Genomic DNA, 12,506 nt, shown 5'->3' with positions numbered 1-12,506 from the left:
GTCAGGATCTGGACATCCCTGGCCGAGGCCGCGACCCTGCCCGCATCGGGAAGCCGCCGACTCGACCTGCATGCCTGGAATGGTCCGGGGAAAGCCGCATAAAATCCATACGGGATACCTCTTTACTCCGGCCACTTCTGACCCACGTCAAACAATCCCCCGTGGCCGGATGTCGCAGCGTCAATCCCTGCTACACGGTGCCTGACAGCAGGGCCGCAAGCGCTTAAGCTGGCAGCCTGACAACTCTCACAGGAGCCCACCGTGCTGAAACGCCCCCTGCTGACCCTACTCGTGGCCGGCGTCCTGCCGCTCGCCGCCCAGGCCGACGACCCCGCTGCCGACGTCATCCTGCACACCAATCATGGCCCCATCGCCATCGAGCTGTTCCAGGAAGAGGCCCCGGAGAGCGTCAACAATTTCTTGATCTATGTGCAGGAGGGTCATTACGACGGCACCCTCTTCCACCGGGTGATCGACGGTTTCATGATCCAGGGCGGCGGCTTCGATGAAGACTTCCGCCAGAAGCCTACCCGCGACCCGATCACCAACGAGGCCGACAATGGCCTTTCCAACCAGCGCGGCACCCTGGCCATGGCGCGCACCGGCGCCCCCCACTCCGCCACCGCCCAGTTCTTCATCAACGTTGCCGACAACACCTTCCTCGACCATCAGAGCACGCAGTCCGGCCAGACCTGGGGCTATGCGGTCTTCGGTCAGGTGGTCGACGGCATGGAGGTGGTCGACGCCATTCGCCAGGTGCCCACCCGTACCCAGGGGCCCTTCCAGGACGCCCCCGAGACCCCGGTCATCATCGAGCGCGCGGAACTGCCGTAACCCCCAGACGCAGCGACGCCCCGTCACCTTGCGGTGACGGGGCGTCGTGCCGGGTGGCGATCGCGCCGATGCCGGCCGCCGTGGCCCGGTGCTCAGCCGTGCCTGGCCGGCCAGGTGCGACGCAGGGCATGGAGCAGCAGTAGCGCCGCGCCCGCCCCCAGGGTATTGGCGAGAATGTCGGCCCAGTCGCCGCCGCTGCGGCCCGGCACCGGGATCTGCAAATACTCGATGACGACGCCGTAGAGCACCACGCCGGCGAAGGCCCAGGGCAGCTTGACGCCAGCCAGGCCCACCAGTCCCGCCAGACCGCCATAGCCGACGAAGTGGTTGAACTTGTCCCAGGGCAGACTCTGGGGCATCTGGCTGCCCGGGGTCAGGCTGCCCAGGGCGATCGCCAGCGCCCCCACGACGGCCAGCGCTGCCCAGAGGCGGCGCCGGTCGCTGCTGTCACACCACTGCCAGAGCCGTCGCCAGGGTCCTGGCGTCTCAGGCATGCTGGTGCTGGATGGTGCGGTGATACTTGGGGCTCAGCTCGTGGAGCGCCTCCATGAAGGCGGTGACGCGATCCGGGTCGGTGAACTGGCTGATGCCGTGCCCCAGATTGAAGACGTGGCCCGGGCCCTGGCCATAGCTGTCGAGGATGCGTGCCACCTCGGCGCGAATCGCCGCAGGCCGGGCGAACAGCACGTTGGGGTCCAGGTTGCCCTGCAGCGCCACCTTGTGGCCCACCCTGGCCCGGGCATCGGAGAGCTCGGTAGACCAATCCAGGCCCACCGCGTCCGGCCCCGCCAGGGCGATGTCCTCGAGCCACTGGCCGCCGTTCTTGGTGAACAGGATCACCGGCACGCGCCTGCCATCGTGCTCGCGGATCAGCCCGGCAACGATCTGCTCCATGTAGCGCAGCGAGAACTCCAGGTAGGCCGGCGTGGAGAGCGCCCCGCCCCAAGTGTCGAAGATCTGGACCGCCTGGGCGCCGGCGCGAATCTGGGCGTTGAGGTAGTCGGTCACCGCGGTGGCCAGGGTATCGAGCAGCTCATGCATCGCGCTGGGCGTGTCGTAGAGCATGGTCTTCACATGCCGGAAGTCCTTGCTGGAGCTGCCCTCGACCATGTAGGTGGCCAGCGTCCAGGGGCTACCGGAGAAGCCGATCAGCGGCACCCGGCCACCCAGCTCGCGGCGGATGGTGGAGACGGCACGCATCACGTAGTCCAGGTCGCGCTCGGCATCCGGCGCCTTGAGCGCCGCCACCTCGTCGGCGGTACGCACCGGCTTGCGGAATTTCGGCCCCTCGCCGGTCTCAAAATAGAGCCCCAGCCCCATGGCATCGGGAATGGTGAGGATATCCGAGAACAGGATGGCGGCATCCAGCGGGTAGCGCTCCAGCGGCTGCAGGGTCACCTCGCAGGCCAGGTCCTGATTGCGGCACAGGTCCATGAAATTACCGGCCTCGGCGCGGGTGGCGCGATACTCCGGCAGGTAGCGGCCGGCCTGGCGCATCATCCATACCGGGGTGCGGTCTACCGGTTGACGCGCCAGGGCGCGCAGAAAGCGATCGTTCTTGAGTTCCATGCAGGCGGTCATCCACAGGAAATGTCGCGACATTGTAGCGCATCGTTTCGCGCTAGGCTTGACCGAGGCCAAGGTCTCGACCGAGGGATGCCCGTGAGGGCGGCCAGGGTTCCTGCTAGAATGCCTGCTTCATCTCCGGCACCGCCGTGGTTCATCACCGAGGTACCCCGTGACGATTCGATTCATCGCCGCCTCCCGGCTGCCCACCCCCTGGGCCACCTTCACCATGCACGGCTTCGAGGACGAGGCCACCGGCAAGGACCATATCGCCCTGACCCTGGGCGAGGTGGCCGACGGCGCGCCGGTCCTGGGGCGCGTACACTCCGAGTGCCTGACCGGGGACGCGCTGTTCTCGATGCGCTGCGACTGCGGCTATCAGCTTCAGGAAGCCCTCAAGCGCATCGCTGACGAGGGGCGCGGGGTGCTGCTCTACCTGCGCCAGGAGGGCCGTGGCATCGGCCTGCTCAACAAGATCCGCGCCTATCACCTGCAGGATCAGGGAGCCGATACCGTAGAGGCCAACGAGCGGCTCGGCTTCGGCGCCGACCTGCGCCGCTACGACCTCTGCGTGCCGATGCTCGAGCACCTGGGCGTAGAGGCCCTGCGGCTGATGACCAATAACCCGCGCAAGGTGGACGCCCTCAGCCAGGCCGGCGTCAAGGTCACGGAGCGGGTGCCGCTGACCACCGGGCTCAACCCCCACAACGAGCAGTACCTCTCCACCAAGGCCGGCAAGCTCGGCCATATGATGGCGCTGGGCGACTTCACCCAGGCCAGCGACGTGGACATCGAGCGCAAGGAGTAATCATTAAGCCGGCCTCGAAGTGCAGGCTGCCGTGCACGGTGAGGTGGTCGTCGCCGTAAATCTCGCCGAGCCGGTGGCGCTCGACGCCGGTCGCCCCCCTTGACCCGGCCGTGTGCGTCGCAGTGGATCTCCTCGCCCTCGGAGCCATCTCACGAGGGCCAAGGGCTGGTGTGAGGTGTGACCTATCGGCAAGCCTACCAATGTCCATCATCACTATGGATGCCAATACTCAAGCAGTTGATCTGGCAGCCCCGAAATCGAGAAACCTTCTCATCAGGCACCGGCCTCCTTTTCATCGCAGGACCGAAGCCTGAGTAATCCAAGAAGTTTTCTTCCAAGCCATTCATATTTTGCCAGCTCAGAGAGGAAGATATCTCAAGACAAAGACTTATTTTTCAGCCTCAAGCTTCTCAATGAAGTCGGAAAAATTTTCGGAAAGATATACAACTGCTCTTTCTGGATCATCATAATATTCCGACTCGAAGAAAAAAACACGACCAAAACCATTTTCAGAAACATCAAAACAAAAATAGTCCCCTCCAGCATCCACTGCAAAAGGGACAAGGTTTTGTGGCATTTCCTCGTTTCCGAAAAAAACGTCCTTATAAGTTTTTTCAATGCTTTCCTCTCCCGAAGAAAAGGAAAGAAATTCATTGATCTTGTAGCCCTCCTCACCAACAAATAATGTATTTTTCTTACAATGCCCTCCGTTATTTTTTATATAAAAATCGACCACCTCATCCGGAATGGCTATGCTTAAGCCATTCGCAATGGCAAGAATTTCTTCTTTGGTGACGGCCGGGCCAGAACCGTGAATATTCAACATACCCCCTCCTATCGCTTGTATTTTACGCCATGGCATTGTTCATATTGACTCACTGCCCCCTTATGGGGCAGTGTAGCTCTATGCGCACTTCTGGACACTAGTTCTAAAGTTGAGCTATTCGTGGCGGGATCATAGTCATCAACATGATGCCATACGTAGCCCGGTGGAGCATCCATGCCTGACGGAACAGTGTCGCTGATACCTGCAACCTCATTAGCAGACTTAAAATCATTCCGTCGACTGCCTGTCATTGCTATACTAACTATATTTTTCTGCCCACTGCCAACAGGATACAGATAGTCGGAACTTGCAAATGTTGGCCCTCCATTTTTTTGTCAACTCAACACCTGGATAGCCTTTAGATGCCGCCCTAGAATGCAGAGGCGGCAGGGCAGTTTCTGGTCTCCCCTCCGAAATCCAATCTTCGAAAGATCCATCCCCACCATTCGCCAGCCATGTTCTGTACTCTATATCCTGTTGAGGCTCTCGCGTCTGCCATGTAGCTCCATCTGGGCCTGTCGCAGTATAGATCAACTCGCTGCTGTACTTGCGATAGACCGTCCCATCGGGAGCTTCGATTCTCTCCAGCTCACCGCCCAGGGCAGGGCTGTAGAGTATGCCTGTCACGGGGGGAAGACCCGACCGACTAAACGAGCGGCTCGCGCCCATCGCGAACACTGGGTGGCATAAGCGGCGTCGTTGGCGGCGGTGCCGACTGCGATACGAGTCACGGTGGCAGTGGGGGGACTCGGCGCGGGAGGCGTTGCCGGGGCTCGGGCCAGGGCAGCGGCGGCAGCCCCCGCCATTTCAGTACGCTGCTGATGCGCCTTGAGCGTCACGTCTTCACTGCGTTCGGGGATGGCCTCGCCGGGCAGGCGCGGCGCTTCGGCCTGTTGGCCGCTGCCCGTGCCGGGGCTGCCGCCGGCGTTGACCTTGATCCAGGGGCCGACGATGGTCACCCCAGAGGCATCGAGCTTGATAAAGCTGCCACCGGCCTTGAGGGTGATCTCGCGGCCGGCGTTGAGCACGACCTTCTGGCCGGCCTTGATATGCAGTTCGCGGCCGCTCTCGGTCAGCCAGGCCTGGCCGGCCTCGAGGTGCAGGCTGCCGTGCACGGTGAGGTGCTGGCCGCCCTCGCCCTTCACTTGGGTGTGGCGCTGGCCGTGCACCGTGAGGTGGTCGTCGCCGTGGATCTCGCCGAGGCGGTGGCGCTCGACGCTGAGATGGCTGTCGCGGCGGATGGTCTCGGTGCGGTCGTTGAGGGTCAGCAGTTCCAGGTCCTTCTGGGCATGGAGCCAGATCTGCTCGGCGTCGGTCGCATCCTCGAAGCGCAGCTCGTTGAAGCCTTCCGCCTTGTGGCTCTGGGTGCGCAGCACGGTGCGGGTCTTGTGTTCGGGCAGCGCATAGGGCGGGGTGTTGACCGCATGGTAGGTGCGACCGGTGATGATCGGCTGGTCCGGGGTCGCCCTCCAGGAAGCTGACGATCACCTCGTGGCCGATGCGCGGAATGGCCATGGCGCCGTAGCCGCCGCCGGCCCAGCCCTGGCTGACCCGAATCCAGGCGCTGGCCCCTCTTTCAGCGGCTTCGCCGCCAGCCCCGGCGGTATCGGGCTCGGCGTAGCGGTCCCAGGGGAACTGCACCTTGACCCGGCCGTGTTCGTCGCAGTGGATCTCCTCACCCGCGGGCCCCACCACGACGGCCACCTGGGGGCCGTCGACCCGGGGCCGGACGGGGGGCTCGGGGCGCCAGGCGCGGTCGGCGGGGGCCAGCACCAGCTCGTTATAATAGCGGGTCATCTGGCCCTGGCCGGCCGCCTCCCCCTGGGCGACGCCATCCTCCTCCAAGGCCTGGGGCTGCTCGCCGTGAGGTAGGTCGCTCTCGGCCTGGGCGGTGTGGGCCTGGGCGCGCAGCGCCTCCAGGCGTACCCGGACGACCTGCCCGCACTGGGGCCGCCGCCGGCGTTAAGGTTGCTGGCTCAGATCCCCCGGATAATGCTCATGGTCGCGGAACCCCTGGTCGTCTCCCCCCAGCAGCCGGGCGACCAGCAGCGCCTCGAAGCTCCAGTAGCCGACGTAATAATCGGTGTAGACGAACTCGCCATCGCACAGATGGCTGTCGTACCAGTCGGCCTCCTGGCACTGCTCATACCAGTGGTCGAGAAACACCCCGAGCAGGGTCTGATGCGTGGCGGGCTCGGCATCGAAGGCGGCCAGCAGGGGACGATAGAGGGCGGGATAGAGCAGCTCCTCGGCAGGCGTCTCGGGCGGGCTGCCCAGCCGGGCGGCGATGCGGTCCAGCAGCGCATCGCGTCCGGCGTTGCCGATACTGGCCAGCGCCTGCTGAAGATGCGCCTTATCGGCGCCGGTGGCGACCAGCAGGCCCAGCCACCACAGGGCATAGATATAGCGGTTGATATTGGCCGAGCCGCAGGCCTCGCCCTGGCCGCCGAAGACCTCGAAGGGCTGGCGATAGACCTGCTGGCTGGCCGGCAACCGATCCGCCACCGCCGAGAGCTGTTGGCGCAGCGGCAGGATCTCGGCCACCAACGGCGCCAGTTCGGCCGGGCTGGCACCGCTGGAGTAGTGAGCCACCGCCCGCAGGATGGCCAGCTCATAGAGCTGATGAGCGGCGTCCACCTGCTCATCGGGCAGCACGAAGCCGCCGGCATCCAGCGCCTGCTGGGTCTCTTCGATGCCCTCGTCGAACTCGGGTAACAGCTCGTCGAAGTACGCGGCCGAGCGGCGGGTATCACGCAGCATGCTCAGTCTCCATGCACCAGGGCGGCGGGGTAGTAGCGGTGGTCACGGAAAGAACTGTCGTCGATATCGAACAACTTGACCACAAGGGCGGCTTCGAAGCACCAGTAGCCGCTATAGAGTTTGTCCTCGTCGGCTGTCAGGTGGCAGTCAAAAGCGGGCCGGTCTTTACGGTTGTCATACCAACCATCCAGAAAGGCCCTCATCAAAGCTGGCCGCTGGGCAGGCTCTGCCTCCACTACCTCAAGCAGCGGCGCATAGTGCTTCTTGTAGAGCAGCGTATCCGCCACGGGGCGATTGACGTCGCCCAATTGTACGCCAATGCGGTCAAATAGCGCATCCAGCCCCTGGTTGCCCATCAATTCCAGGGTCTCCTGCAGATAGCCCTGATCCATGCCCACGCCCACTGCAAAGGCCAGCCACTGCATATATTGCTCATAGCGATCCTGGGTCAATCGCTCCCACATTACTCGGTCAGCCTTATCCTCCTCAGGTAGGGCATCCGCATGCTGGGCCTGCAAGCGGCGGTAGGCGAGCAGTTGCTCAACGTTCGCTTTCATATCGACGATGGCATCGCCGCGTGAATAGCGGAGTTCAAGAAGCATTAGGGTATAATCCACCACCCTGAACGCAAACCTCATAAGAGGTAAAGGCTTGAACGCTTCGGGATTCGACAGGCGTTCTTTCCTACTTGCTATAGCTGTCAGCCGAAAGTTGATGTTCTCATCAAAATAGGCTTTGGGTTGTAGCGGATCTCTGATCACTTTTCTCTCCGTTTAAAAGCCGTTTGGGATGCCGGATACATAACCTTGGCTGTCCAGTGCTCGCGCCGTCATGCTGCCATCGGGTTTGGTGCGAATCAGGTATTTCTGGATGTCGTCATTGCCTGCATCAAGACTATCAAGAATCCTCTCCCGCGTGGCCGGATCAGTAATTCCGGCATCACGCAGCCGCTCATTCGTTACCCACTCATCACTCATCTGCCGGCCATCCCGAGTTTTGCCCAGCCGCGCCCGATTGTACTTAGCTTCGGTGATCACGAACTCCGGCGGCGGTGGGTATCTGGGGTTACGATAGATGCCATCGATACCTTGGGCGCCCGGGGTGTACTGGCCGTTGGTATTGCCCACCGGCGCAAACCCTCTTTCTTGCATCAGCAGGTGAGCATTGTGCTCGCCCGCTGCCGCCCGGCGATGATTGATCCCGGCGTAGGGGAAGTCATCCGGGGTGAGTGCCCCCTGGGGCGCTGGCAATCGCCCAGGGCGCATGCCTGCACTGTCCGATCTGCGGGTGCCGCGTATGCCGTCACCGGCTTCGCCCACTTTACGCACGGCCCGGACCCCGGGCACGACCGATACCGCCGTGAGCGCGGCCATGCCCGTCGCGGCGCCATAACGCCCCTCGCCCCACAGCTGATAGGTATCCTGGGCGTCCACCGCGGTGCCGTAGGGCGTGAAGACCTCGGCGGCGAACGTCCCTACCGCCCGAGTCGCCTGACCAGACGAGGAAGCGTAGCGCACCTGCCGCTCGGCTTCCTGGCGCAGGTCATTGGCACGCTGTGCCGCTTCGTCGACGAGGAAATGGCTGTCGAGGAGGTCGTCGCTGCCGAGGCGTCCTTCCCTGGCGGCATCCATCAGGGCGTCTTTCTGCCCCCGGGTTTCGCCGATCAGTCGCTCGACCTCGGCATACAGCGCTTCGGCGTCTTCCAGCGATCTGTCGTTGGGGTCGTCATTCAGGGCCTCACGCAGCCGGTCGGCTTGCGCCAGGTGGGCGTCGGCTTGCTGTTGCAGCCGCTCGGCGGCACTGAGCGCTTCGCTGACCCCACCGTCGAGCAGGGCCTGTTGATGCGCCCGCAGCGGTAGCGTCAAGTCGCCAGTACGTCGCCGATGCGGCCGCTGAACGGCGGATTACCCACTATCTGAACGTGATGCGCGAGGCGGTGGCCGACAACGCGCTCCTGAAGTCGATGGCGAAAGCCCTGAACACGCTGGAACGACATGCTGAGCAGGTGGTGAGGCGCTGGCTCTCCGGCCTGACCAGCGCGCGCTTGTGAAGGCATGAATGGCCTGTTCCAGGCCGCCCGGTCACGCGCACGCGGCTATCGAAACGAGACCAACTTCATCACGATGGCCTACCTGATTGGAAGCCCGTGGGGCGGTTGCTGGATCAGGCAAAATCCACATGAAACGACGAAGAGCCGCTTTAAAAATCGTCTGAAAACCTAGCACCAATCAGCCTGGAACTACTAGGACGTATATTTATTTCCCTTATCCCACTGATAAAATCCTCAAAACTCTCAGCCATCAAGGTAGGGAGGGAATCCGTACTAGAATCATGCTCCCAGAAAAAAACACGCCCCACCTGATCACCACTTAATGAAAGACATATCTGATTCCCACCTGGAGCCTCTGCAATAGGAAGAACATCTTCGGCCAACTGATCGACATATCGGTCCTTTATAGTTAACAGGCCGTACTGACTATCTTTTCTCGCCGAATAAAATAAGTTGATTTCATTCACCCCATCCTCGGAAGTCCAGCTATTTTTCTCGATAGGAGCAACCCCAACGAATTTACCAAAGCAAGAAGCACCGTATTTCTTCAAGAAACTAGAATAACCTTTGGGAAGGGTTACCCCCAGCCGACTTTCTACTACACTTACCTCATAGTCCGAACAGGTTTCAAAGTCTTCACCCAGAGGCTTCACCCCTGATGAAAGAAGCACTTCATCAATTCCCATTGGATTGCCCCCTTAGCCTTGACGCCCCTCCTTGATGAGGAATATTACCATGTAACTTCGTTGGAATCAATTGGATTGTCCTTCCATCTTCGTGATGATGCGGCGTTAGCCCTCTCTGAGATAAATAGTTTTTTCCTGCCGTTCTACTATCAAGTTGCTTCACTCTGGCCACCTCCTCATAAACAACAGAAAAATCTTCTGCCGTTCCATTTAGTGAGTCAAATTCAAGCTCTGCCTTGGACCACTTGCTAAAATCTGGATAGCCCTTTCTAAAGGGAACTGGTTCACCATTGGTAACTTCATTAACTTCAGATATCTCAGACACCCAAGGCGAGTTACCTATCTCGCCTTGCCAGTGCCCTCTACTCACCGGCAACCGCCACCCCTTTGGCTTAATCCAAGTTTGACTTTCAGTACTATTTACTTCACTTTGCCTTCCTTCCGCAACCCAAGTCTCAAACGCCCCCTCCCCACCATTAGCCAGCCAAACCCGGTATTCCATATCCAGTTGCGGCTCTCGCGTCTGCCATGTAGCTCCATCTAGGCCTGTCGCAGTATAGACCAACTCGCTGCTGTACTTGCGATAGACCGTCCCGTCGGGGGCTTCAATCCTTTCCAACTCACCGCCCAAAGCAGGGCTGTAGAGCATGCCGGTCACGAAGGTGAAAGTACTGCCGACAAAAGGCGCGACTCGCGCCCATAGCGAACGCTGGGTGGCATAAGCGGCGTCATTGGCGGCGGTGCCGACTGCGATGCGAGTCACGGTGGCAGTGGGGGTACTCGGTGCGGGAGGCACTGCCGGGGCTCGGGCCAAGGCAGCGGCGGCAGCCCCCGCCATTTCAGTACGCTGCTGATGCGCCTTGAGCGTCACGTCCTCGCTGCGTTCGGGGATGGCCTCGCCGGGCAGGCGCGGCGGCTCAGCCTGCTGACCGCTGCCCGTGCCGGGGCTGCCGCCGGCGTTGACCTTGATCCAGGGGCCGACGATGGTCACCCCAGAGGCATCGAGCTTGATAAAGCTGCCACCGGCCTTGAGGGTGATCTCGCGGCCGGCGTTGAGCACGACCTTCTGGCCGGCCTTGATATGCAGTTCGCGGCCGCTCTCGGTCAGCCAGGCTTGGCCGGCCTCGAGGTGCAGGCTGCCGTGCACGGTGAGGTGCTGGCCGCCCTCGCCCTTCACCTGGGTGTGGCGCTGACCATGGACGGTGAGGTGGTCGTCGCCGTGGATCTCGCCGAGGCGGTGGCGCTCGATGGCGAGGCAGCTGTCGCGGCGGATGGTCTCGGTGCGGTCGTTGAGGGTCAGCAGTTCCAGGTCCTTCTGGGCGTGCAGCCAGATCTGCTCGGCGTCGGTCGCATCCTCGAAGCGCAGCTCGTTGAAGCCTTCCGCCTTGTGGCTCTGGGTGCGCAGCACGGTGCGGGTCTTGTGCGCGGGCAGCGCATAGGGCGGAGTGTTGACCGCGTGGTAGGTGCGACCGGTGATGATCGGCTGGTCCGGGTCGCCCTCCAGGAAGCTGACGATCACCTCGTGGCCGATGCGCGGAATGGCCATGGCGCCGTAGCCGCCGCCGGCCCAGTCCTGGCTGACCCGAATCCAGGCGCTGGCCCCTCTTTCAGCGGCTTCGCCGCCAGCCCCGGCGGTATCGGGCTCGGCGTAGCGGTCCCAGGGGAACTGCACCTTGACCCGGCCGTGTTCGTCGCAGTGGATCTCCTCGCCCTCGGGCCCCACCACGAAGGCCACCTGGGGGCCGTCGACCCGGGGCCGGACGGGGGGCTCGGGGCGCCAGGCGCGGTCGGCGGGGGCCAGCACCAGCTCGTTATAATAGCGGGTCATCTGGCCCTGGCCAGCCGCCTCCCCCTGGGCGACGCCATCCTCCTCCAGGGCCTGGGGCTGCTCGCCGTGATGCACCACCTCGACCACCTGCCAGTCGCGGTTGAGGGCGTCGATATCGTGGTCGGTGAGGGTGAAGCACATTCCCGGGGCCAGTTCCGGCAGGTCGCTCTCGGCCTGGGCGGTATGGGCCTGGGCGCGCAGCGCCTCCAGCCGCACCCGGGTGAAGGGCACCCCCGAGGCATCGGCCTTGTAGCGGCCGGGGTAGTCGAAGTGCTCGTAGTCCTCCCGCTGGGCGTGCTCGCCGAGGTCCGGCGCCGGGTGCTCGTGAAGCTGGTCGTAGGCCGGGTTCTTGAAGGTGTAGTACTTGAGCATCGCCGACGCCGGGCGCACCCGCGACACCTGGCGCAGCTTGCGGATATGGCGCCGCGGCGGGGTGCCGCCGGCCCGGCCGTGGTAGGTGCGCTCCCCCACCCTGGGCAGCAGCTGGGTGGCATCGATGAACACCAGCCGGTGGGCGCCGCCTTCGGCATTCTCGAACTCATGGAGGTAGACGAGCCCCTCCTCGGCGGCCAGGCGCTGGAGAAAGGCCAGGTCGGTCTCGCGGTACTGCACGCAGAACTCGCGCTCGGCGGGCTCGCGGGTCAGGGCGAAGGCCACGTCCGTCAGGCCGCGCTCATCGCACAGGGTGGCGAGGATGTCCTGGGGCGGGGTGTCCTGGAAGATCCGCGAGTTGTGGCGCAGGCCCAGGCGCCACAGCGCCGGGCGGATGACCAGGGTGTAGAAGGTGCGGCGGTGGCCGCGGTCGCCGCGGCCGAACTCGCTGACGATGCCGTGGACGCGGCGTAGCGGCTCGCCGTCCTGCCAGACCGCCAGGGTAGCGTTGCGATCGAGCGTGTCGGCGGGGGCGATCTCCGGGTCGCGGCTGGCCAGGGTCACCCCGAGCTCGAAGGGGGCGGAGAGGGCCTCGCGATAGGTGAAGTCGATGACCGCCACATCCTCGCCCCCGGGCAGGGTCAAGGTGAACTGCAGTCCGCTTGCATGGGCCATGCGGCGTCTTCCCTCCTGGAAGTCGGTACGGTTGCCGCGCGATGTGGACGCGGCGTGTCCAATGGGGTCACTCGAGCCGCTGATGCCAGGGCGCGGCGAGG

Annotated in this window: 11 protein-coding genes and 2 pseudogenes; 2 read left to right on the top strand and 11 right to left on the bottom strand. The window is 63.1% G+C overall.

Features of this window, described 5'->3' with window-relative positions:
* Window positions 1–303 precede the first annotated feature (303 nt).
* Window positions 304–834: a peptidylprolyl isomerase gene (locus tag ACZIYR_RS00495; protein ID WP_483529037.1), complete on the top strand. Its 531-nt coding sequence runs from the start codon at window positions 304–306 to the stop codon at window positions 832–834.
* A gap of 92 nt (window positions 835–926) precedes the next feature.
* Here the strand turns inward: ACZIYR_RS00495 and ACZIYR_RS00490 are convergent, their stop codons facing one another.
* Together ACZIYR_RS00490 and hemE are read right to left on the bottom strand one after the other, a co-directional pair.
* The gene (locus tag ACZIYR_RS00490) at window positions 927–1,328 is read right to left on the bottom strand and encodes a VanZ family protein (protein ID WP_483527844.1); all 402 of its coding nucleotides are present in this window, start codon (window positions 1,326–1,328) and stop codon (window positions 927–929) included.
* Window positions 1,321–2,403, bottom strand: coding sequence for a uroporphyrinogen decarboxylase (hemE, locus tag ACZIYR_RS00485; RefSeq protein ID WP_483529036.1), 1,083 nt, complete (start codon window positions 2,401–2,403; stop codon window positions 1,321–1,323). Before hemE ends, ACZIYR_RS00490 begins: the two co-directional genes overlap by 8 nt.
* 169 nt (window positions 2,404–2,572) lie before the next feature.
* Between hemE and ribA the strand changes: the two genes are divergently transcribed.
* Complete coding sequence (gene ribA, locus ACZIYR_RS00480) at window positions 2,573–3,208, top strand: GTP cyclohydrolase II (protein ID WP_483527843.1); 636 nt, start codon at window positions 2,573–2,575, stop codon at window positions 3,206–3,208.
* Between the two features lie 388 nt (window positions 3,209–3,596).
* Here the strand turns inward: ribA and ACZIYR_RS00475 are convergent, their stop codons facing one another.
* The 9 genes and pseudogenes from ACZIYR_RS00475 to ACZIYR_RS00435 form a co-directional block, all read right to left on the bottom strand.
* A complete protein-coding gene (locus ACZIYR_RS00475; RefSeq protein ID WP_483527842.1) occupies window positions 3,597–4,034 on the bottom strand; it encodes an SMI1/KNR4 family protein in 438 nt (145 codons plus the stop codon).
* A gap of 8 nt (window positions 4,035–4,042) precedes the next feature.
* Window positions 4,043–4,210: an HNH endonuclease gene (locus ACZIYR_RS00470; protein WP_483529035.1), complete on the bottom strand. Its 168-nt coding sequence runs from the start codon at window positions 4,208–4,210 to the stop codon at window positions 4,043–4,045.
* A 660-nt stretch (window positions 4,211–4,870) separates the two neighbouring features.
* Window positions 4,871–5,963 (bottom strand): annotated as a pseudogene (locus ACZIYR_RS00465) (type VI secretion system Vgr family protein); the annotation flags it as partial.
* Between the two features lie 33 nt (window positions 5,964–5,996).
* Window positions 5,997–6,794, bottom strand: coding sequence for a PoNe immunity protein domain-containing protein (locus ACZIYR_RS00460; RefSeq protein ID WP_483527841.1), 798 nt, complete (start codon window positions 6,792–6,794; stop codon window positions 5,997–5,999).
* 2 nt (window positions 6,795–6,796) lie between these two features.
* Window positions 6,797–7,555 carry a PoNe immunity protein domain-containing protein gene (locus ACZIYR_RS00455; RefSeq protein ID WP_483527840.1) on the bottom strand — a complete coding sequence of 253 codons (759 nt, stop codon included), beginning with the start codon at window positions 7,553–7,555 and terminating at the stop codon, window positions 6,797–6,799.
* Between the two features lie 12 nt (window positions 7,556–7,567).
* Window positions 7,568–8,659, bottom strand: coding sequence for a hypothetical protein (locus ACZIYR_RS00450; protein ID WP_483527839.1), 1,092 nt, complete (start codon window positions 8,657–8,659; stop codon window positions 7,568–7,570).
* 334 nt (window positions 8,660–8,993) lie between these two features.
* Window positions 8,994–9,530 (bottom strand): SMI1/KNR4 family protein, encoded by a 537-nt coding sequence (locus ACZIYR_RS00445; protein ID WP_483527838.1) that lies wholly within the window; start codon window positions 9,528–9,530, stop codon window positions 8,994–8,996.
* Window positions 9,520–10,032, bottom strand: coding sequence for an HNH endonuclease (locus ACZIYR_RS00440; protein WP_483529034.1), 513 nt, complete (start codon window positions 10,030–10,032; stop codon window positions 9,520–9,522). Before ACZIYR_RS00440 ends, ACZIYR_RS00445 begins: the two co-directional genes overlap by 11 nt.
* A 366-nt stretch (window positions 10,033–10,398) precedes the next feature.
* A pseudogene (locus ACZIYR_RS00435) lies at window positions 10,399–12,405 on the bottom strand (type VI secretion system Vgr family protein); the annotation flags it as partial.
* Window positions 12,406–12,506 lie beyond the last annotated feature (101 nt).

Source organism: Billgrantia sp. NRB1 (assembly GCF_056921725.1).
This window is presented reverse-complemented; position numbering and strand designations above follow the sequence as displayed.

Coding starts and splice junctions, on each gene's coding strand:
- ACZIYR_RS00490 (WP_483527844.1), bottom strand. CDS start 1,328: ATGCCTGAGACGCCAGGACCCTGGCGACGGCTCTGGCAGTGGTGTGAC.
- hemE (WP_483529036.1), bottom strand. CDS start 2,403: ATGGAACTCAAGAACGATCGCTTTCTGCGCGCCCTGGCGCGTCAACCG.
- ACZIYR_RS00475 (WP_483527842.1), bottom strand. CDS start 4,034: ATGTTGAATATTCACGGTTCTGGCCCGGCCGTCACCAAAGAAGAAATT.
- ACZIYR_RS00470 (WP_483529035.1), bottom strand. CDS start 4,210: ATGGATGCTCCACCGGGCTACGTATGGCATCATGTTGATGACTATGAT.
- ACZIYR_RS00460 (WP_483527841.1), bottom strand. CDS start 6,794: ATGCTGCGTGATACCCGCCGCTCGGCCGCGTACTTCGACGAGCTGTTA.
- ACZIYR_RS00445 (WP_483527838.1), bottom strand. CDS start 9,530: ATGGGAATTGATGAAGTGCTTCTTTCATCAGGGGTGAAGCCTCTGGGT.
- ACZIYR_RS00440 (WP_483529034.1), bottom strand. CDS start 10,032: ATGGAATACCGGGTTTGGCTGGCTAATGGTGGGGAGGGGGCGTTTGAG.